The sequence below is a fragment of the Kitasatospora sp. MAA19 genome (genome assembly GCF_029894125.1).
In the GTDB taxonomy this organism is placed as follows: Bacteria; Actinomycetota; Actinomycetes; order Streptomycetales; family Streptomycetaceae; genus Kitasatospora.
This window is the reverse complement of sequence record NZ_JARXYZ010000001.1, coordinates 462,574-483,189: the sequence shown is the minus strand read 5'-3', so window position 1 is coordinate 483,189 and position 20,616 is coordinate 462,574. Positions and strand designations below refer to the sequence as shown.

The following is a 20,616-nucleotide window of genomic DNA, read 5'->3' as shown; positions in this document are numbered from 1 at the left end:
CGGGCCCCGGGGAAAGACCCCGCCCGGACCTCCGGGAAGGCCCCCGGGAAATCCCCGGAGCGACCTGCGACCCGGGCCGGCCCCACGCGTCCACGAGATACCGGACTCTCCGGAACTACCCCTGCACCACGGCTACTTGGGGGATCCAGGCACGCACAACCGCTCCGCCACCACCACCGTCACCGACCCTGACCGCCCCGGCCCTGGGCCCACCCGGCCATGAGCTGGTCAGACCGGCCAGCGTTCCCCGCGCCAGGCCGCGTCCCAGAACATCCACTCGTAGCGCGAGGTGGTCGTGAAGTGCTCGACGACCCGGCGCCGCTCGGCCGGGGAGATCTCCTCGCCGAGCCGGTCGGTGAGTGCCAGCACCCGGCGGACGACGGACTGGAAGGCCTCGTCGCCGTAGGTGGCGATCCACTTGGCGTACAGCGGGTCGGGGGAGCCCTGGGCGAGCAGCGCCTCGCCGACCCGGGCGTAGATCCAGTAGCAGGGCAGCACCGCGCCGACGGCCTCGGCGAAGGAGCCGCCGTAGACGGTGGCCAGCAGGTAACTGGTGTAGGCGCGAGTGGTGGGCAGCACCGGCTCGGCGGCGGCCTGTTCGGCGCTGCCACCGAAGGCGGTCAGGAACTCGGCGTGCATGCCCTGCTCGGCGGCCAGCGCGCCGACCGCGTCGTCGGCGAAGGCCCGCACGTCCTCCTCGCCGGGCGCCTTGGCGGCGCAGACGGCGAGCGCGCGGGCGTAGTCACGCAGGTAGTGCGAGTCCTGGACGACGAAGTGGCGGAAGGCCGCGCGCGGCAGGGTGCCGTCGGTGAGGCCGCCGATGAAGGGGTGGGCGAGGATCTCGGCGTACACCGGCTCGATGGCCGCCCAGAGTTCTTCCGTCAGGCTCTTGCTCATGCCCAGGACCCTAGACGGTCAGGCCCCTGGACGGTCAGGCCCTTCAACGGTCAGGCCCCTGGGCGGTCAGGCCCCTGGGCGGTCGTGACCCTGGGCGGTCAGGCCTCCGGCGGGGAGAACACCACCAGCACCCGGAGCTCCTCGGTGATGTGGTGGAAGCGGTGCGGGGTGCCGGCCGGGACGTAGACGACGGTGCCGCGCCCGACGGTGGCGGTCTCGGCGCCGACGGTCAGTTCGGCGCGGCCGCTGATCACCTGGTAGATCTCGTCCTGGTCGTGCGCGGTCTGCGGGTCGGTGTCGCCGGGGGAGAGCGCGTAGAGCCCGGCGGACATCCGCGGTTCGCGCAGGAAGCGCAGGTACGCGCCGTCGTTGGCCGCGCGTTCGGTGTCCAGTTCGTCCAGCCGGAACAGCTGCACCGCTGCCCTCCTCCTTCGTCCGTCCGCTTTCCGGGCCGCATTCCGGTCCGCCTCCGAGCCGCCTCCGAGCCGCGTCCGGGCTGCCTCCGAGCCGCGTCCGGGCTGCCTCCGGTCCGCGTCCGGGCTGCCTCCGGTCCGCATTCCGGGCTGCCCTCCGCCAGGGGCATTCAACACCACCGGCATCAACATGGCCGAGGAGAGCTTCCCCCGGGGCGGCGGCGCCTGCCAGGCTTGGGCGTCATGAAGGGTTTCCTCATCAAGACACTGATCAACGCGGTGGCCATCTGGGTCGCCGCCTGGATCGTCAACGGTATCCAACTCACCGACGGCAAGGCCGACTGGCAGCACAAGGCCCTGACGGTGGTCGCCGTCGCCCTGGTCTTCGGCGTGGTCAACTTCCTGATCAAGCCGGTCGTGAAGCTGTTCTCGTTCCCGCTGTTCATCCTCACCCTGGGCCTGATCACCTTCGTGATCAACGCCCTGATGCTCTGGCTGACCTCCTGGGCGTCGGGGAAGCTGAACCTGGACTTCCACGTCACCGGCTTCGTGCCGGCGCTGCTCGGCTCGCTGATCATCAGCCTGGTCTCCTGGGGCCTGCACCTGGCCCTGGACGACGACTGAGCCCGGTCGGACACGAGACCGCACACGAGAGGGGCCCGCGCCGGGTGGTCCACCCGGCGCGGGCCCCTCGTCGGTGGTGGCGGCGCGGCCGCTCACCCCGCGTTCTCACATCCCCTGAGGATGTCCGCGAGCTGGGCGTCGAGTTCCCTCCCGGTGATCTCCTGACCCATCGGCACCAGCCGGTCGGTGCGGGTCAGGAAGGCGATCAGCGGCGGCGCCGAGGCCCGCAGCAGGGCGTCCCCGTCGGGGGAGTGCAGCACGATGCAGACCTCCGCGAGCTCCCCGTCGATCGGGTGGATGTGCACGTCGCCCTCGCCGGAGGGCCGACTGAAGCCGTCGAGCAGCAGCTCGCGTGCGAACACCCAGGTGACGGGTTCGTCGCCGGGCAGGTGGAAGGTGAACCGGAGGGCGTAGGGGTCACCGGGGTCGTACTCCAGGGCCACCACGATGCGGAAGGAGAGCTCGTGCGAGACCACGAGGTTCATCACCAGGTGACCCTGGACTGTGCTCTGCTGCATGGCGCCAGTACCTCTCGTTCTGCCCGACCGTTGGCGTGCTGTGGGTCCGCCGGCGGTCGGACATGCAGTTCGCTGACATTTCGCTGGGATGTGGGATGAGGGCGGCTGGGTGGGTCGTCCGGCCTTTTTGACGGTTTTGTGCAACCAATCCCCGTTCGATCCTCATCGTCCATGTTTGGGCACGTAGTGGACAAGGTGTGCTTTTTCAAATGGTGAACGAACGGGATCCGTGCTGACGCAAGGAGGGTCAGAGGACGAACGACGGGCTCATCGCGCCCACGCTGCGCCGCAGTTGGCCGGCGGCGACGGTCAGCCGGTCGGCCTGTTCGACCGGCAGCGAAAGGGCGATGGTGGCGACCACCGGCCCGATGGTGATGGGGACGGCCGCGCAGACGGTGCCGAGCGCGTACTCCTGGCGCTCCAGGACGGGCATGGTCGGCCGCAGGGAAGCGAGGCGGCGGAGCACGGCGGCCCCGCTGGTGAGGGTGGAGGGGGTGAGCCCGGTCGGCGGGTGGCGGGCGAGGTGGTCGCGGCGCTCCTCCTCGGGCAGTTGGCCGAGCAGGCACTGGCCGATGGCGTGCGCGTGGGCGGTGGCCCGGAGGTCGGCCCAGGGTTCGACGGCGGGACGGCCGGGGTCGTCGACGATGTCCACCACGTGGATCTCACCGTCCCGGTAGAGCGCGAAGTAGACGGCGGCCCCGACGTCGTCCCGTAACCGCTGCATCCGCGCCCGCAGGTCGTACCGGTCGGTCTGCCGGCCTTCGGCCCGACCTATGCCGTCCACCGACTCCCCGTAGACGAACCGGCCGTCGACCCTCCGGAGGTAGCCCTCGTGGGTGAGGGTCCGCAGCAGGTGGTACGCGGTGCCGAGCGGCAGCCCGGCGGCGCGGGCCAGTTGTTTGGCGGTCGCGCCCTGCCGGAAGCCCCCGACCGCCTCCAGCAGCCGCAGCGCCCGCTGGACGGAGCCGATCAGGGTGGGGCCGCGGCCCTTCTTGCCCGGCGGCGAGGTGGGCGCCGGCGACCTGGCGACGCGCCCGGCGCGGACCGTCCTGGACGGCTCTGCGATCTGATCCATGGCCACGTCCATCCCCCAGCCCGAGTCAATGCACAGAAAGGGCATCCGGAGCGAAGCACTCCGATCTGCCCGATAGTGGCTCATTGCAGCACAGGGACGACCTCCCTGCAATCACTCTCATGCGGTTCACTCGGCAAAATCCTTCGAATATAAGGTTTATCGTCAAAATCTATCGATAATTGCAAGATCGGTTTAAGTTTCACCTTCGTTATCCAAGATCCATTCCTGGTTACTCCGTGCCCCCGAACGGACGCACCGGTTCGGGCGGGTTTCGCCCGGACCGCCCCGCGGGAGACTCCCGCACAACGCTCCAGCACCGGAGGTCGCCATGGGCCCCGACAACCGAACCCCGCCGCCCCGCCCGGTCGTGAAGCGCACCGCGCGGGCGATCCTGCTGGAGCTCGACCCGCAGGACCCGTACGGCCCGGCCTCGATCGTGCTGATCCGGCGGGTCCGGCCCGGCTCGCCCCGGCCGTACTGGATCACCCCCGGCGGCGGGGTCGAACGCGGCGACCGCACGGTGGTGGAGGCCCTGCACCGCGAGGTGGACGAGGAGCTCGGCGGCAAGATCGTCGACGTGGTGCCCGCCTTCGTCGACACCATCAGTCACACCCACCACGACGACGGCACGCTGCTCCACCCGCACGGGGTCAAGGTGCAGCACTTCTTCGTCTGCCGGCTCGCCTCGATGGACCTCAGCCGGCGGCACGGGCCCGAGGTGGACGAGCCCAACGGCGAGTACGAGGTGGTCCGGCTGCCGTTCACGCGCGAGGGCGTGACCTCCGTCAACGTCGTCCCGCCCCGGCTGCGGGCGTACCTGGCGGCCAACATCGAGGGCATCCGCGCACTGCTCGCCCCGGACCTCGGCTGATCAGCCTGCCCGGTCGGCCCTGCCGGTCGGGAGCCCTGCCGGTCGGGAGCCCTGCCGGTCGGGGGCCCTGCCGGTCGACCCGCCCGACCAGCCCCGCCGGTCAGACCGCTGCGAGGTCTCCCACCAGGTCGTGCCGGATCCGCTCGGCCGGCACGCCGGACCGCAGCAGCACCCCGACGCCCCGGCGGACCATCGCGGGCGGCCCGCTGAGGAACGCCTCCCGACCGGCCCACGGCCCGAACCGGCCCATCGCCTCCGGCAGTTCGCCGGTCAGCGCGCCGTCGGCCGGCCCGATGCCGGAGAGCACCGGCCGCACGGTGAGCCACGGGTGGCGCCGGGCCAACTCGTCCAGCCCGTCCAGCTCGTACAGGTCGGCGGCGCGGCGGGCACCGTAGAACACGTCGACGGCCCGGACCGGCGTGCCGCGCTCGGCCACCTCCTCGACCAGCGCGCGGATCGGCGCGATGCCCGTCCCGCCGCCGAGACAGAGCAGGTCCGCACCGGCGGCGTGGTCGAAGGTCATCGAGCCGGCCGCCGGGCCCAGCCGCAGGACGTCCCCGGGCGCGGCCCGGTGCACCAGCGCGTTGCTCACCCAGCCGGCCTGGACGGCCTTCACGTGGAAGGTCAGCAGCCCGTCCGGGCGGGGGGCCGAGGCGAACGAGAAGTGCCGCCAGACCCGCGGCCACCAGGGCGTCTCCAGGCTGGTGTACTGCCCGGCCCGGTACGGGTACGCCTGGTCCGGCCGGACGGTGATCACCGCGACGTCCCGGGTACGGCGCTCGTGCCGCACCACCTCGCCCTGCCACCACGGCGGCGAGGTGCGGGCGGCCTCCTCGGCGGCCTCGATCATGATCGAGGAGACCAGCCGGTAGACCCGGCGCCAGGCCAGCTCGGTCTCGGCGTCCCAGCGGGAGCCCGCGTACCTGGCCAGCGCCTGCACCAGGCACTCGCCCACCGGGCCGTAGTGGCCGGTCAGCGTGCCGTACCGGCGGTGGCCCCGGCCGAGCGCACTCAGGTAGACCCGCAGGCCGTCCGGGTCGTCGGCGCTGCGGGCGGCGGCCAGCAGGGCGCGGAACAGGCGGTCGCGCTGGACGTCCATGGCGGCCGGGAAGAGCGCCCGGACCTCGGGGTGGTGCAGGAAGATCAACGCGTAGAAGTGCGCGGTGGCCCGGTCGGCGACCGGCTCGACGACCGCCAGGCTGGCCCGGATCAGTTCGACGTCCCGTGCGGTGGGCGGCTGCTCGACGGCGGAACCGCTCCGGTCGGGCGCGGGCAGCGCGGCCGGCTGGCCGTCGGCGAGTGGCTGAGCAGCCCAGGCTCGACTCCAACTGTCGCCGGGGCCGGACCAGTTGAGCCCGGGTGCGTCGGTGAACAACGGACGGAACGCGGGCGCGGCGGGCGGCACGACAGGCGGAGCGGCGGGCGGCCCCGGGTAGCTGGGCGCGGGGACGGCCGGCGGCTGGGCCGGCGGGTCGGGGAACGCCGGGTGCGCGGGCGCGGGGGCCGCCTCGGGCGCGGGGGCCGCCTCGTACACCGGCACCGGCGCGTGGTCCGGCACCGGCGCGTGGTCCGGCACCACCGGGAGGACGGCCGTGGGCGCCTCCGTCGGGGCCTGCGGCGGGAGGTCGGGCGGGTCCAGCGGCATCGGCGGCCGTTCGGGCGCCACCCCGTCCGCCGGCCCTCCCGCCATCGCGGCCGGCGGGGACTCCGGCAGGCCCGGGACGGAGGCGACCCCCGCCGAGCCGTGCCCGGTACGGACCAGAAGTGTTCTGCGGGACTTCACCGCAACGTTTCGAGTACCCAAGAGAATCGTTTCGCCTCCGGCCGGCCTGCGCCACCACCTGGCTTGTCTCTGCTGACGCCTAGGCAGCGTGGCACGCCCGAACTGCTCATCCGACAAATCACGCGAAGCCCGGACACCTGGGCCCGGGACGCGCTACTCTCACCCGATTCGCGACCCGTCGCCCTGGGTGGCGCTCTCCGCACCCAGGGCGACCCGGCCGTGCTCAGAGCTGCCGCAGCAACGTCCCCGGCCGCTCGACGCAGTCCGCGACGAAGCGCAGGAAGCCGCCCGCCGTCCCGCCGTCGCAGACCCGGTGATCGAAGGTGAACGAGAGCTGCACCACCTCGCGCACCGCCAACTCCCCTTCGTGGACCCAGGGTTTGGCCACGATCCGGCCGACCCCGAGCATCGCCGCCTCGGGGTGGTTGAGGATCGGGGTGGAGCCGTCCACGCCGAACACTCCGTAGTTGTTCAACGTGAAGGTGCCGCCGGTCAGTTCGGCCGGGGAGAGCGATCCGTCGCGCGCGCTCTCGGTCAACCGTCCCAGCTCCTCGCAGAGTTGGCCGGTGGTCCGGGTGTGGGCATCCCGCACCACCGGGACGACCAGGCCCCGCCGACCCTCCGCGGCGAAGCCCAGATGCACCGCCGAGTGCCGAACGATGCCCGAACCGTCCTCCGTCACACTGGAGTTGAGATCGGGGAAGCGCGCCAGCGCGACCGTGCAGATCCGGGCGAGCAGCGCCAGCACGCTCACCTTCGGGCCCGGCGCGGCGTTCAACTGCCGCCGCAGGGACATCAGTTCGGTGGCGTCCGCATCCACCCAGCAGGTCACGGCGGGGATCTCCCGGTGACTGCGACTGAGCTTCTCGGCCACCGTCTTGCGCAGGCCGCGCAGCGGGACGACGTCCTCCCGCGCCATCGGCGCCGGGGCCGCCTGCACCGGGGCCGCCTGCGCCACCACCTGGGCCGCGACGGCCCGTTCGACGTCCGCACGCATGATCAGCCCGTCCGGACCGCTGCCCGCGAGCGCGGCCAGGTCGACCCCCTGTTCCCGGGCCAACCGCCGCACCAGCGGCGAGATCACCGGCACCACGACCGGGACGATCCGCGCCACAGGAGCAGGAGCAGGAGCAGACGCAGGAGCAGGAGCAAGCGCAGGAGCCGCCACCCCCACCCGGCGCCGCCGCCCGCCCTTCCCGGGCTCGGCCACCCCGTAGCCGACCAGCGGCCGCTCCACCTCCGCCGCCGCCTCGACCCGCGCCGAAGACGCCGCCGAAGACGCTGAAACCCCTACCGAAGCCCCGGACAAAGAACCGGCCGAAGACCCTGCCACCGCCCCGGCCGCCAAGGGCCCCTCCGCCGGGGCCACCGCGACCGTGACCAGCGGCGCACCCACGGCGACCTCCTCGCCCGGCTCGCCGTACCGGGCGGTGACCACCCCGCCGTACGGGCAGGGCACCTCCACCACGGCCTTGGCGGTCTCCACCTCCACCACCGGCTGGTCGATCGCGATCACCTCGCCGACCTCGACCATCCAGCGCACCACCTCCGCCCCGGTGAGACCCTCACCGAGGTCGGGCAGGCGGAACTCTCGCACGACGGGCATCATCCTCGGTCCTCCCACTGCAGCCGGGCGACCGCGTCCAGGATCCGGTCCACCCCGGGCAGGTGGTGGTGCTCCAGCATCGGCGGCGGGTACGGGATGTCGAAGCCGGTCACCCGCAGCACGGGCGCGGCCAGGTGGTGGAAGCAGCGCTCGGTGACCCGTGCGGCGATCTCCGCACCGGTGCCGCCGAAGCCGCTCGCCTCGTGCACCACCACGGCCCGGCCGAGCGAGCGCACCACCCGGCAGACCGTCTCGTCGTCGAACGGCACCAGGGTGCGCAGGTCCAGCACCGCGAGGTCCCAGCCCTCGGCGGCGGCCGCCTCGGCCGCGTCCAGGCAGACCGGCAGCGAGGGCCCGTAGGTGATCAGCACGGCGGAGGTGCCGGCGCGCCGCAGCACGGCCTTGCCGATCGGCTCGACCTGCGCCGCCGGGTCGAACGCGGCCTTGCCCCAGTAGAGCCGCTTGGGCTCCAGGAACACCACCGGATCGTCGGAGGCGATCGAGGCGCGCAGCAGCCCGTACGCGTCGGCCACCGTCGCCGGGGTGACCACGTGCAGCCCGGGGGTGGCGGCGTAGTACGCCTCGGAGGCGTCGCTGTGGTGCTCGACCCCGCCGATGCCGCCGCCGTACGGGATGCGGACGGTGATCGGCAGCGGGAGCTTCCCGGCGGTGCGGTTGCGCATCTTGGCGACGTGCGAGAACAGCTGCTCCAGCGCGGGGTAGGCGAAGGCGTCGAACTGCATCTCGACCACCGGGCGCAGCCCGTACATCGCCATGCCGATCGCGGTGCCGAGGATGCCGGCCTCGGCCAGCGGGGTGTCCAGGCAGCGGTCCGGGCCGAACTCGGCGGTCAGCCCGTCGGTGATCCGGAAGACACCGCCGAGCGCGCCGACGTCCTCGCCGAGCACGTGCACCGCCGGGTCCTCCCGCAGGGCGTCGCGCAGTGCGGCGTTGAGGGCCTGCGCCATCGTGGCGGTGCGGGTCGGAGTTGCCGTGCTCACTGCTGCACCTCGGCTTCGGCGGCCAGTTCGGCGGACAACTGGGCGGCCTGTTCCCGCAGTTGCTGGGTCGGTTCGGCGAAGACGTGGGTGAACAGCGACATCGGGTCCAGCTCGGGTTCGGCGTGGAACTCGGCCCGCATCCGGGCCGCCAGCGCCTCCGCCTCGTCCGCCGACTCCCGCACCAGCGCGTCGTCGAGGACGCCGAGTCCGCGCAGCGAGCGCTCCATCAGCAGGATCGGGTCGTGCTCGCGCCAGGCGGCCACCTCGGGCTCGGTGCGGTAGCGGGTCGCGTCGTCGGCGTTGGTGTGCGCCTCGACCCGGTAGGTCAGCGCCTCGACCAGGGTCGGGCCGCCGCCGGTCCGGGCCCGCTCGACCGCCTCGGCCAGGACGCCGTGCACGGCGGGCGCGTCGTTGCCGTCCACCAGCCGGCCCGGCATGCCGTAGCCGACGGCCTTGTGGGCCAGGGTGGGCGCGGCGGACTGCGCGCTGAGCGGGACGGATATCGCGTAGCCGTTGTTCTGCACCAGGAAGACCACCGGGGCCTGGAGCACCGCGGCGAAGTTCAGCGCCTCGTGGAAGTCGCCCTCGCTGGTGCCGCCGTCGCCGAGCATGGCCAGCGCGACCACCGGGTCACCGCCCAGCCGGGCGGCATGCGCCAGCCCGACGGCGTGCGGGGCCTGGGTGGCCAGCGGGGTGCAGAGCGGGGCGGTGCGGGTGGCGCGCGGGTCGTAGCCGGTGTGGGCGTTGCCGCGCAGCAGGGTCAGCGCCTCCAGCGGGTCGACGCCCCGGGAGACCACCGCGAGGGTGTCGCGGTAGCTGGGGAAGAGCCAGTCGCGCTCGCCGAGCGCCAGTGCGGCGGCGATCTGGCAGGCCTCCTGGCCGGTGGACGCCGGGTAGACGGCGAGCCGGCCCTGCTTGGTGAGGGTGGTGGCCTGCTGGTTGTAGCGGCGGCCGACCACCAGGCGGCGGTACAGCTCGCGCAGCAGCGCCGGGTCCTGCTTCTCCAGCGCGGGGGTGCCGAGCACCCGGACCGGGGCTGCGTCCGGGAGCAGGGGCGCCGGGTCGGTGCGCGGGGCGGTGGCCCCCGGCATCCAGCCGGGCACCGCCGTGTGGTGTCTGTGGTCGAGAACGGTCATCTCGGGGCACCTCCAGGGGTGGCGGGGGCTCCCTACCGATTGTTCGGTCGTCTGTTCATCTTGACCAGAAGCGTGACAAGGTGGTGGACATTCGGCCTGAGCGGCGGTCGACTGGTGGCAGTACGTCCAATCGGCGAGGGTGGGGGGTCATGTCGGCTGAACAGATGTCCAGGCTCGACCGGGTCGACCGTTCGATCCTGCGGCTGCTGCAGCAGGACGGCCGCGCCTCCATCCGCTCGGTGGCCGAGCGGGTGCACGTGTCCCGGGCCAATGCGTACGCCCGGATCTCCAGGATGGTCGAGGACGGCGTCATTCGCGGCTTCACCGCCCGGGTCGACCACGAACGGGCAGGTCAGGGCGCATCCGCGTACATCACCCTGAAAATCGTCCAGAACTCCTGGCGTACGGTCCGGGAGCAGTTGCTGGAGCTCCCGGGGGTCGCCCACATCGCGCTGGTCGGCGGGGACTTCGACGTGCTGCTGCTGGTGCACACCGCCGACAACCACGCTCTGCGGGAGCTGGTGCTGGGCAGCATCCAGTCCATCCCCCAGGTGCTCGGCACCCGGACCATGCTGATCTTCGAGGAGACCGACCAGGTCCCGCCGGACTGACCGCCCGGGCCGCCCGGCCCGACCGCCCGACGGCCCGACCGCCCGACGGCCCGACCGCCCGACCGCCCGCTACCGCGCGCGCAGCCCGTCGAAGGCCAGGTGGACGACCGCGTCCGCGACGCCGTCGGCGGCCTTGAGGCCCGGCCGGTACCACTCCACGATCGAGTTGATCATCCCGAACAGCAGCCGGGTGGCCAGCCGCGGCTCGACGTCCGCCCGCAGCGCGCCGTCCGCGACGGCCGCCCGCAGCAGCTCGGCGACCTGGTGGTCGAACTCCCGGCGCCGCTCCAGCGCCCACTGCTCGGTGGCGGTGTTGCCGCGCACCCGCAGCAGCAGCGTCACGTACGGCAGCTCCGCGAGCAGCACCTCGGCGGTGCGCCGCACCACGTGCTCCAGCCGCTCCACCGCCGGGCCCCGCACCGCCGCCGGCTCGGCCAGGATCCCGAACAGCCCGTCCAGCGCCCGCCCGACGGCCAGCCGCAGCAGTTCCTCCTTGCCGCGGACGTGGTGGTAGATGGAGGACTTGGAGATCCCGGCGGCCCGGGACAGGTCCTCCATCGAGGTGCCGTCGTAGCCGCGCTCGTTGAACACGTCGACGGTCACCGCGAGCAGTGACTCCACGGTGTAGGCGGTACGCGTGGTGTGATCGGCCATCCTCCGAGTATCCCCGGCCGCCCGCAGCCCTACGCGGTCGGGTCCGGTTGGTCCACACCAGTCCCCGTGCCCCGACGTCGCCGCGCAGGCGGGAGTTTGACGGCGGGCCCTAGACTCGGCGGACGATCGTCCACGTCCAGCAGGGTGGGGTCCAGTCCGATGAACGCAATACCGGCCGTCGCCTCCGACGCGCCCGAGCAGCGCAGCGAGGAAGCGGAGGGGGTGTCCGGCAGGGCCTGGCGGGAAGGCGCCCGCGCCCTGGTAGTCCGGTTCGGGCCGGCGGTGTGGTGCTACGCGGTGCTGAAGCTGATCGGCTTCACCGTCTTCATGAAGCTGCTGTCCTTCTCCGGCGAGTACCTCAAGAAGCCCGCCCGCTTCGGCGGCGGCACCAACCCCTGGGACGTGCTGGCCAGCTGGGACGGCTGGTGGTACCAGCAGGTGGCCCAGTTCGGCTACCACCCGGCGCTGATCGAGATCCCGAACGGCCCGGTCGGCTTCTCCGTCGAGCAGAACTCCGCCGCCTTCTTCCCGCTCTACCCGGGCCTGATGCGGATGACCTCGGACGTCACCGGCCTCGGCCTGTACGGCGCCGGGATGCTGGTGTCGGTGGTGGCCTCGCTGTTCGCCGCCGCCGGGATCTACGCCGTGGTGGACCGGATGGCCGGCCCCCGGGCGGGCGTGATCGCGGCCGGGATCTGGGCGATCGCCCCGGGCTCGGGCGCCGAGTGGGCGGTCTACTCGGACTCCACCTTCGTCGCGCTGGCCGCCTGGGCCTGCTACTGCGTGATGACCAAGCAGTGGGTCGCGGCCGGCGTGATCACCCTGGTCGCCGGGCTCAACCGGCCGACCGCCGCGGCGCTGATCGGCGCGGTCGGGCTGGCCGCGCTGGTCGAGCTGTACCGGCGGGAGAGCGGCGTCGTCCGCCCGCTGGCGGCGATGCTGATGGCCCCGGTCGGCCTGCTCGGCTACGTGGCCTGGGTGGGCTGGCGGATGGGCGAATGGGGCGGCTACTTCCGGCTCCAGCACGACGCCTGGCTGCACTACTTCGACTGGGGCCAGGGCACCTGGCACGCGATCCGCGGCGTGCTGCTGGGCCGCAACGACTACCCGTTCGCGTTCCCGGTGCCGGACCTCTTCGCCACCCTGATCGTGCTCACCCTGCCGGTGCTGATCGTGCTGCTGGTCCGGCTGCGCCCGCCGCTGGTGCTGACCGCCTACACGCTGGCCACGATCGTCTCGGTGCTCGGGAGCCTGGGCATCTTCGGCAACGTCTCGCGCTACCTGCTGCCGGCGTTCCCGCTGCTCATCGCGCTCGCAGTGGCGATGCGCAAGCTCAGCTGGCCGGTGCTGGCCGCGGTGCTGGGCTCGGGCGCGGTCGCCTCCGGCTGGTACGCCGGGTACGTCATCTTCGAGCTGGGCGTGCCGTAGACCCGGCCCGAACCGGCCCCCCGGGGGCGCGTCCACCACGGACGCGCCCCCGCGTGCTTTCCCGGATCCCGTCCCACGCGCTTTCCCGAATTCCGCCCCGCACGTTCTCCCGGATTCCGTCCCCCACACCCTCGTGAGCCGACCGATCGTTCGGTTACTCTGTGACGTGTCCCGTCCTCCCTCCTGAGGAGCGCACAGATGTCCGCAGCGGTCACCCACCCCCTCGTCAGCGAGCTGGTCGAGCGCCACCAGGCCACCCTGGACGCCGCCCTCGACGCCGCCGCCAAGCGCGACTACTGGTCGCCCTACCCCGAGTTCCCGAAGGCGTACGGCGAGAGCGGCCCCACGGACGGCAAGGCCGCCTTCGACGCCCTGCTCGGCAAGCCGTTCACCCTCGACGGCCACCCCGCCGACGGCGACCTGGTCGGCGGCGAGGCCTCCCCGTACGGCATCGAGCTGGGCATCGGCTACCCGCACGCCGAGCCGGACGCGCTGATCGCCGCGCTCGGCGCCGCCCGGCCCGGCTGGGCCGCCGCCACCCCGCTGGAGCGCGCCGCCGTCTGCGTGGAGATCCTGCACCGGATCAACGCCCGTTCCCACGCGTTCGCCCAGGCCGTCATGCACACCACCGGCCAGGCCTACGGCATGGCCTTCCAGGCCGGCGGCCCGCACGCCCAGGACCGCGGGCTGGAGGCCGTCGCCTACGCCTACGCCGAGCAGACCCGGCTGCCCCGCCGGGCCGGCTGGACCAAGCCCCAGGGCAAGCGCGAGCCGCTGGTGATGACCAAGGAATTCACCGTCGTCCCGCGCGGCCTGGCGCTGCTGGTCGGCTGCAACACCTTCCCCACCTGGAACGGCTACCCCGGCCTGTTCGCCTCGCTGGCCACCGGCAACCCGGTGCTGGTCAAGCCGCACCCGCGCGCCGTCCTGCCGCTCGCGCTGACCGTCCGGATCGCCCGCGAGGTGCTCGCCGAGGCCGGCTACGACCCCAACGTGGTCTGCCTGGCCGTCGAGCACGAGGGCGGTACCGTCGCCCAGACCCTCGCCGTCCGCCCCGAGATCCGGCTGATCGACTACACCGGCTCCACCGCCTTCGGCGACTGGCTGGAGGAGCACGCGCGGCAGGCCCAGGTCTACACCGAGAAGGCCGGCGTCAACGCGGTGGTCATCGACTCCACCGACGACTACAAGGGCATGCTCGGCAACCTGGCCTTCGCCCTCTCGCTCTACAGCGGCCAGATGTGCACCACCCCGCAGAACCTGCTGATCCCGCGCGGCGGCATCACCACCGACCAGGGCGACAAGTCCTACGACGAGGTGGTCGCCGACCTCGCCGCCGCCATCGACGGCCTGCTCTCCGACGACGCCCGCGCCGCGGGCATCCTCGGCGCCGTGGTCAACCCGGGCGTGCTGCAGCGCTCGGCCGCCGCGGCCGGCGGCGAGTACGGCGAACTCGCCCTCGCCCCGCGAGCGGTGACCTCCCCGGACTTCCCCGGCGCGACCGTCCGCACCCCCGCGCTGGTCAAGCTGGACGCCGACAAGCCGGACGACCGCGCGGTCTTCCGCACCGAGTGCTTCGGCCCGGTCTCCTTCGCCGTCGCCGTCGAATCCACCCCCGCCGCCGTCGAATTGCTGCGCACCACGGTCCGCGACAAGGGCGCCATGACGGCCTCCGGCTACACCACCTCGCCCGAGGTGGAGGCCCTGCTGGTCGAGGCCGCGCTGGACGCCGGCGTCTCCCTGTCGCTCAACCTGACCGGCGGCGTCTACCCCAACCAGACCGCCGCCTTCTCCGACCTGCACGGCACCGGCGCCAACCCGGCCGCCAACTCGGCCTACTGCGACGGCGCGTTCGTCGCCAACCGGTTCCGCACCGTGGAGGTCCGCCGCCACGGCTGAGCCCCCGCCCGTCCACCCCTGACCCTCCGCTCGTCCACCCCGGGCCCCGGCGATCACCCGTCGCCGGGGCCCGGCGGTTCACGGCCCCCGCGCCCGGTGATCGCCCGTCCCGGGGCCCGGCGGTTCACGGCCCCCGCGTCCGGTGATCGCCCGTCCCGGGGCCCGGCGGTTCACAGCTTCCGGCACGCCCGCGATGATGGAGTCTGGGAGAACGCCGGGAAACGGCGTCCAACCGCCCTCCGAACACCGGGAGCTGACACATGACCGCGAAGCCGACGACCGCCACCGACGTCCTGATCGTCGGTGCCGGACCGACCGGACTGCTACTGGCCGGCGATCTCGCCGCGGCCGGGGTCGGCGTCACCGTCCTGGAGAAGCGCGCCGCCGAGTCCAACCTCACCCGGGCGTTCGCCGTGCACGCCCGCAGCCTGGAGCTGCTGGACGCCCGCGGCCTCGCCGACGACCTGATCGCCACCGGCCGCCCGCTCACCAGCCTGAAGATGTTCAACCGCTTCGGCGTGGACCTCGGCTCGCTGCCCACCCGCTTCCCGTTCGTCCTGGTCACCCCGCAGTACCACGTCGAACGGCTGCTCCAGGAACGCGCCGAGAAGGCCGGCGCGACCATCCTGCGCGGCGCCGAGGTCACCGCCCTGCGCCAGGACGCCGAGGGCGTCACGCTGGAGACCCGCGACGGGGGCAGCCACCACGCCCGGTACGCGGTCGGCACCGACGGCGTCCACTCCACCGTGCGGGACCTGCTCGGCATCCCCTTCCCCGGCGAGTCCGTGGTCGACTCCGTGATGCTCGCCGACGTCCGGCTGGAGCGCGAGCCCGCCGACGCCATCACCGTCGGCGCCAACGAGGCCGGCTTCGCCTTCCTCGCCCCCTTCGGCGACGGCTGGTACCGCCTCATCGCCTGGGACCGCGCCGAGCGGCAGCCGGACGGCACCAGCCCCTCGCCGGAGCGCCTCGCCGCCATCGCCCGGGCCGCCCTCGGCGAGGACCTCGGCCTGCACGACGTCCGCTGGAGCTCCACCTTCCACAGCGACGAACGCCAGGCCCCCAACTACCGCTCCGGCCGGGTCTTCCTGGCCGGCGACGCCGCCCACTGCCACTCGCCGGCCGGCGGCCAGGGCATGAACACCGGCCTCCAGGACGCCGCCAACCTGTCCTGGAAGCTCGTCGCCGCCCTCCAGGGCCACGCCACCGACGCCCTGCTCGACACCTACCAGAGCGAGCGGCACCCGGTCGGCCGGACGGTTCTGCGCACCTCCGGCGCACTGATCCGGCTCGCGCTCGCCGAGTCCGCGCCCACCCGCGCCCTGCGCGGGGCGCTCACCACGATCGGCGGCCACCTCGACCTGGTCACCGAACGCGGCGCCCGGATGATCTCCGGGATCGGCATCGCCTACCCGGCCCCGAAGGACGCCCACCCGCAGGTCGGCAAGCGCGTCCCGGACCTGCGGCTGACGGCCCTGCGCAAGCCCGTCGAGGGCGCCCCGGCCGCCCCCGAGCGGCTCTACCAGGCGCTGCGCGCCGGGCGGTTCGTGCTGGTCAGCAACGACGAACTGGCCGCCGCCGAGCCCTGGGCGGACCGCATGGTCACCGCCGCCCCGGCCGACCCGCACGGCAAGCTGCGCGACACCGTCCTGCTGATCCGCCCGGACGGCTACGCCGCCTGGGCCGCCGTCGACCCCGGCCAGGGCGAGCTGCGCGCCGCCCTCACCAGCTGGCTCGGCGCCCCGGCCTGACCCGGCGTCGGCGGGTGCGGCGATCCCCGCACCCGCCGACCCGCCGCCGGGCCGTCGGTCAGGCCCGGCCCTTCCCATAGTGCCGCGCCGCCTTCGCCCGATTCCCGCACACCGCCATCCGGCACCATCGGCGCCGCCCGTTCTGCGACGTGTCGAAGAAGTGCAGAATGCACGCCTCGTGCGCGCACTGCTTGATCCGGTGCGCCCCCTGGTCGAGCAGGTCGAGGAAGTCGTCCACCGCCAGCCAGGCCGCGAGCCACTCCGCCCGGTCCACCTCGACGTGCTCGGTCGGCCCCTGCCCGCCGAGTTCCCGCCGCAGCCGCCCGTGCCGCAGCACGCCGTTCAGCCCGGCCACCGCCTCCGGCCCCAACTCGCCGGTGGTGTCGAGGTCCTGGACCGCGCCGGCGAGCGTCTCACGGGCCTCCCGCAGGGCCGCGAGCCCCGAATCGGCCACCCGGCAGCGGTCGGCGAGGCCGGCCGAGGAGAGCCAGATCTCGTACCCGTCCGGTGCGGCCAGCAGGTCGTTGACGGGCGTGCCGGACCACCGCGTGTTCAGCAGGTCGAGCGCCAGCGGCTCACCGATCAGAGGTCGGGGGTCCCTCGGGTCCGCCATCACGTCAGTCATCGTTCTCCCTCGGCTCCAGCCGATTCTACGTCCGCCCCTCCTGCCCCCATTGGTATGGACCGGTTCCGGAATTCCGGCCATTCACTGTATGGAACAGCCGCATTTCCAGGCGTCCACAGTTGACTGTTTTTTAGCAACGAATTGCTTGACCATGAACCACTTCCGTTACCGGTTCTGTCATGTTCTAGCCAGCGTTCTCGACCCCGGAACGCCTGGCCCCTTGCCGGCCCCCACAGCCGGCCAAGAGGAGGATCCGTTGCGCCCCCGCTCTCTTGCCCTCGCCGCGGCGATAGCCGTACTGCCCCTGACCGCCGTCTCGCTCGGCGTCTCCACCGCGCAGGCCGCCCCCGCACCCCGCGTCGCGCTCCCGAACACCGTCAACCCGGCGGTGGCCCACTCGGAGAAGAAGGGTGACGTCCCGGCCGAGCAGCAGATCTCGGTGGCCGTCAGCCTGAAGCTGCGCAACACCGACGCCCTGGACCGCTTCCTCACCGCGGTCACCACGCCCGGCACGCCGGAGTTCGGCAAGTACCTGACGCCGGAGCAGTTCACCGCCCAGTTCGGGCCGTCCCAGGCCTCCGTCGACCAGGTCAAGGCCTACCTGGCCGCCCAGGGCCTGACCGTCACCGAGGTGAGCGCCAACCGCCAGGTGGTGAGCGCCCACGGCACCACCGCGCAGGTCTCGCAGGCCTTCGGCACCCACGAGAGCGCCTACGTCGACCCGCAGCTGCAGCGGGCCTTCTTCGCCAACGACGCCGCCGCCTCGATCCCGTCCGACCTGGCCGGCATCGTCCAGGGCGTGAGCGGCCTGGACAACCACGCGGTGCGCAAGAACCGCCTGGCCAAGCCGAACTCGATCACCCCGAACGCGGCCTCCGCCACCCCGAGCGGCTTCGGCCCGTCGCAGTACGACGGCGCCTACAACCTGAACAAGACCGGCGCCGACGGCACCGGCGTGACGGTCGCCCTCTGGGAGTTCGACGGCTACCAGTCCGCCAACCTGACCACCTACGACTCGCAGTACGGCCTGAGCGGCCCGGCGGTCTCCACGGTCTCGGTGGACGGCGCCAACTACGACTCCGCCCCCGGCCAGGGCCAGGGCGAGGTCGAGCTGGACAGCGAGATCGTCCGCGGCGCGGCGCCGAAGGCCACCCAGCTGGTCTACGAGGCGCCCAACAGCGACCAGGGCGAGATCGACATGGCCAACAAGATCGTGGCCGACAACAAGGTCTCGGTCGTCTCGATCTCGTGGGGCTCCTGCGAGCCGGACACCACCGCCGCCTCGATGACGGCGGTCGACAACGCCTTCAAGCAGGCCGCCGCCCAGGGCATCTCGATCTTCTCGGCCTCCGGTGACGACGGCTCGCGCGACTGCACCCGCTCCACCAGCGGCTCGTCGGTCAAGGCGGTCGACTTCCCGGCGTCCAGCCCGCACCAGACCGGTGTCGGCGGCACCAACCTCAAGGTGTCCGGCACCTCCTACTCCTCGGAGAGCGCCTGGAGCACCGCCGGCGGCGGCGTCTCCACCGTGTTCAGCAAGCCGAGCTGGCAGACCGGCACCGGGGTCAGCGGCACCATGCGCACCGTCCCCGACGTCTCCTCCAACGCCGACCCGGCGAGCGGCTTCGCGATCTACACGGGCGGCTCCTGGAACGTCTACGGCGGCACCAGCGCGGCCGCGCCGCTGTGGTCCGGCTACGCGGCCCAGTTCAACCAGAAGGCCAAGGCGGCCTCCCAGCCGGTCCTGGGCGAGGCGAGCCCCCGACTGTACTCGGTCGCGAACGGCAGCGGCTCCGCCGGCGCCTTCCACGACGTGACCAGCGGGTCCAACCAGGACTTCCCGGCCAAGGCGGGCTACGACCAGGTCACCGGCTGGGGCTCCCCGATCGCCGACGGCCTGACCACCGCCCTGCTCGGCGGCGGCACCACCCCGCCGCCCGGCGGCTGCACCGCGGCCCAGCTGGTCGGCAACGGCGGCTTCGAGACCGGCAGCGCGGCCCCGTGGACGGCCTCCAGCGGCGTCGTCGACAACGGCTCCTCGCAGCCAGCCCACTCGGGCAGCTGGAAGGCCTGGATGGACGGCTACGGCAGCGCCCACACCGACACCATGTCGCAGACCGTCTCGATCCCGACCGGCTGCAAGTCCGCCAGCCTGACCTTCTGGCTGCACATCGACACCGCGGAGACCGGCTCCACCGCGTACGACAAGCTGACCGTCCAGGCCAACAGCACCACGCTGGCGACGTACTCCAACGTGAACGCCGCGGCCGGCTACGTGCAGCGCACCCTGGACCTCTCCTCCTTCGCCGGCCAGACGGTGACCATCAAGTTCACCGGCACCGAGGACGGCTCCAACCAGACCAGCTTCGTGATCGACGACGTCGCGCTGAACGTCAACTGACCACGAGCCGGTAGCACCACCTGACCCCCGCCGGGGCGGCGCCGACACGGCCCGCCCCGGCGGTGTGCGTCCGTCCCGCCGCGCCGGCGGCGGGAGCGCGTGTTTCCACACTGTTTCAAGATCAATAACCTTGCGGTTCACCTGCCGTGACCACTGTCATACGCACGCCTGATGACGTAGCCTCTCGACCGTGCATAGGGTTCCCCAAAGCTCGGTGAAGCCGTCGGTGGCGGGCCTCGACACCGCCCCGCTCCCACCGGACTCACGTGGTGGGGAGGGTTACCGCATGGCCGCACAGCAGCCTCAGGACTCCGCGCGGCTCCGGTTGGTCGGGCTGCGCCCGGAGCACCCCGGCCCGTCCGTACCCGCACCGGCGCCGGCGCCCCCGCCCGCCGGGCGGCCCGCCGCCACGGGCGGCTTCGCGGAGACCCTGCATGTGGCCATCGAGGCCAGCGGCCTCAGCCTGGACCGGATCAGGGCCGCGCTCACCCAACGTGGCGTCAGGGTCAGTGTCACGACGCTGAGTTACTGGAGACGCGGACGCAGCCAGCCCGAGCGGGCCAGCTCGCTGCGCGCCGTCCACCTGCTGGAGGAGCTGCTCGGGCTGCCGCACAGCGCGCTCACCTCACTGCTCGGCCCCCCGCGCCCGCGCGGCCGCTGGGCCGCCGCCGCGAACACCTGCCACCTCGGGCTGGAGGACGTCTGGCCCGGCGAGCAGCAGATCGCGGACATCTTCGCCGAGCTGGACGCCCCGCCGCCGGGCGAGCTGGAACGGCTGAGCATCCACGACTCGTACTACGTGGACGCCGAGCGGCGCGGCAACCTGCTGCGGATGCGCCAGGTGGTGCGCGCCACCGTCGGCGGCGTCGGCCGCTGCCTGGTCGTGCACAAGGCCGACGAGGAGGCCACCGGCTGCCCGGAGATCACCTCGGTGCGGCACGGCCGGCTGGGTCGGGTCCGGCGTCGCCCGGAGGTCGGCCTGACCGTCGGCGAGCTGATGCTGGACCGCCCGCTGGCACTCGGCGACAGCACGGTCTTCGAGTACGAGGTGGAGATCCCGCCGGGCGGCCCGACGATGGAGTACAGCCGCCGCTTCGCCTCCCCGGTGCGCGAGTACGTGCTCCAGGTGCACTTCGACCCGGCGGCCGTCCCGGCGCACTGCGAGCGCTACGACCGCGAGCCGGGCGCGGACGTCGACCACCGCCGCGAACAGCTCTGGATCGGCGCCTCCGCGAGCGCCCACGTGCTGGCGCCGGACCAGCAGCCCGGCCACATCGGCATCCGCTGGGAGTGGCAGTAACCGTCCCCGTCGAACCGTCGGGC

General features: G+C 73.0%; 18 protein-coding genes. 8 read left to right on the top strand and 10 right to left on the bottom strand.

The window, feature by feature from the left end; all coding sequences use genetic code 11:
- Positions 1-228: 228 nt before the first annotated feature.
- Entirely contained in the window at positions 229-897 is a 669-nt protein-coding gene (tenA, locus tag P3T27_RS02145) for a thiaminase II (RefSeq protein WP_063348422.1), read from the bottom strand.
- Between the two features lie 98 nt (positions 898-995).
- On the bottom strand, positions 996-1,313 hold the full coding sequence (locus tag P3T27_RS02140) for a cupin domain-containing protein (RefSeq protein ID WP_280673944.1): 318 nt from the start codon (positions 1,311-1,313) through the stop codon (positions 996-998).
- 240 nt (positions 1,314-1,553) lie between these two features.
- Between P3T27_RS02140 and P3T27_RS02135 the strand changes: the two genes are divergently transcribed.
- On the top strand, positions 1,554-1,934 hold the full coding sequence (locus tag P3T27_RS02135; protein ID WP_280673943.1) for a phage holin family protein: 381 nt from the start codon (positions 1,554-1,556) through the stop codon (positions 1,932-1,934).
- Positions 1,935-2,026: 92 nt separating this feature from the next.
- Here the strand turns inward: P3T27_RS02135 and P3T27_RS02130 are convergent, their stop codons facing one another.
- Both P3T27_RS02130 and P3T27_RS02125 read right to left on the bottom strand, forming a co-directional pair.
- On the bottom strand, positions 2,027-2,452 hold the full coding sequence (locus P3T27_RS02130) for an SsgA family sporulation/cell division regulator (protein ID WP_280673942.1): 426 nt from the start codon (positions 2,450-2,452) through the stop codon (positions 2,027-2,029).
- Positions 2,453-2,699: 247 nt separating this feature from the next.
- Positions 2,700-3,527 (bottom strand): helix-turn-helix domain-containing protein, encoded by an 828-nt coding sequence (locus P3T27_RS02125; protein ID WP_280673941.1) that lies wholly within the window; start codon positions 3,525-3,527, stop codon positions 2,700-2,702.
- Between the two features lie 328 nt (positions 3,528-3,855).
- Here P3T27_RS02125 and P3T27_RS02120 point away from each other — a divergent pair, with 328 nt between their 5' ends.
- Positions 3,856-4,398 (top strand): NUDIX domain-containing protein, encoded by a 543-nt coding sequence (locus P3T27_RS02120; RefSeq protein ID WP_280673940.1) that lies wholly within the window; start codon positions 3,856-3,858, stop codon positions 4,396-4,398.
- A 100-nt stretch (positions 4,399-4,498) separates the two neighbouring features.
- On the opposite strand, the gene P3T27_RS02115 is transcribed toward P3T27_RS02120, so the two are convergent.
- From P3T27_RS02115 to pdhA, 4 genes are all read right to left on the bottom strand, one after another.
- Complete coding sequence (locus tag P3T27_RS02115) at positions 4,499-6,181, bottom strand: globin domain-containing protein (protein WP_280673939.1); 1,683 nt, start codon at positions 6,179-6,181, stop codon at positions 4,499-4,501.
- Positions 6,182-6,404: 223 nt separating this feature from the next.
- A complete protein-coding gene (locus tag P3T27_RS02110; protein WP_280674113.1) occupies positions 6,405-7,787 on the bottom strand; it encodes a dihydrolipoamide acetyltransferase family protein in 1,383 nt (460 codons plus the stop codon).
- The gene (locus P3T27_RS02105; RefSeq protein WP_280674112.1) at positions 7,787-8,755 is read right to left on the bottom strand and encodes an alpha-ketoacid dehydrogenase subunit beta; all 969 of its coding nucleotides are present in this window, start codon (positions 8,753-8,755) and stop codon (positions 7,787-7,789) included. Before P3T27_RS02105 ends, P3T27_RS02110 begins: the two co-directional genes overlap by 1 nt.
- Positions 8,756-8,784: 29 nt before the next feature.
- A complete protein-coding gene (gene pdhA, locus P3T27_RS02100; RefSeq protein ID WP_280674111.1) occupies positions 8,785-9,879 on the bottom strand; it encodes a pyruvate dehydrogenase (acetyl-transferring) E1 component subunit alpha in 1,095 nt (364 codons plus the stop codon).
- Positions 9,880-10,073: 194 nt separating this feature from the next.
- Between pdhA and P3T27_RS02095 the strand changes: the two genes are divergently transcribed.
- Positions 10,074-10,535, top strand: a complete 462-nt coding sequence (locus tag P3T27_RS02095) for an Lrp/AsnC family transcriptional regulator (protein ID WP_280673938.1) — start codon at positions 10,074-10,076, stop codon at positions 10,533-10,535.
- A gap of 69 nt (positions 10,536-10,604) precedes the next feature.
- On the opposite strand, the gene P3T27_RS02090 is transcribed toward P3T27_RS02095, so the two are convergent.
- Entirely contained in the window at positions 10,605-11,189 is a 585-nt protein-coding gene (locus P3T27_RS02090; protein ID WP_280673937.1) for a TetR/AcrR family transcriptional regulator, read from the bottom strand.
- Positions 11,190-11,348: 159 nt separating this feature from the next.
- On the opposite strand from P3T27_RS02090, the gene P3T27_RS02085 reads away from it, so the two are divergent.
- From P3T27_RS02085 to P3T27_RS02075, 3 genes are all read left to right on the top strand, one after another.
- The gene (locus tag P3T27_RS02085) at positions 11,349-12,617 is read left to right on the top strand and encodes a glycosyltransferase family 39 protein (protein WP_280673936.1); all 1,269 of its coding nucleotides are present in this window, start codon (positions 11,349-11,351) and stop codon (positions 12,615-12,617) included.
- A gap of 198 nt (positions 12,618-12,815) precedes the next feature.
- Positions 12,816-14,516, top strand: coding sequence for a phenylacetic acid degradation protein PaaN (gene paaN / locus P3T27_RS02080; RefSeq protein WP_280673935.1), 1,701 nt, complete (start codon positions 12,816-12,818; stop codon positions 14,514-14,516).
- A 260-nt stretch (positions 14,517-14,776) separates the two neighbouring features.
- Positions 14,777-16,267, top strand: a complete 1,491-nt coding sequence (locus tag P3T27_RS02075) for an FAD-dependent monooxygenase (RefSeq protein ID WP_280673934.1) — start codon at positions 14,777-14,779, stop codon at positions 16,265-16,267.
- Positions 16,268-16,325: 58 nt separating this feature from the next.
- Here P3T27_RS02075 and P3T27_RS02070 read toward each other — a convergent pair whose 3' ends face one another.
- Positions 16,326-16,892: a CGNR zinc finger domain-containing protein gene (locus P3T27_RS02070; protein WP_280673933.1), complete on the bottom strand. Its 567-nt coding sequence runs from the start codon at positions 16,890-16,892 to the stop codon at positions 16,326-16,328.
- Positions 16,893-17,148: 256 nt separating this feature from the next.
- Here P3T27_RS02070 and P3T27_RS02065 point away from each other — a divergent pair, with 256 nt between their 5' ends.
- Positions 17,149-19,293, top strand: a complete 2,145-nt coding sequence (locus tag P3T27_RS02065; protein WP_280673932.1) for a protease pro-enzyme activation domain-containing protein — start codon at positions 17,149-17,151, stop codon at positions 19,291-19,293.
- A gap of 286 nt (positions 19,294-19,579) precedes the next feature.
- Complete coding sequence (locus tag P3T27_RS02060; RefSeq protein ID WP_280673931.1) at positions 19,580-20,593, top strand: hypothetical protein; 1,014 nt, start codon at positions 19,580-19,582, stop codon at positions 20,591-20,593.
- Positions 20,594-20,616: the final 23 nt, after the last annotated feature.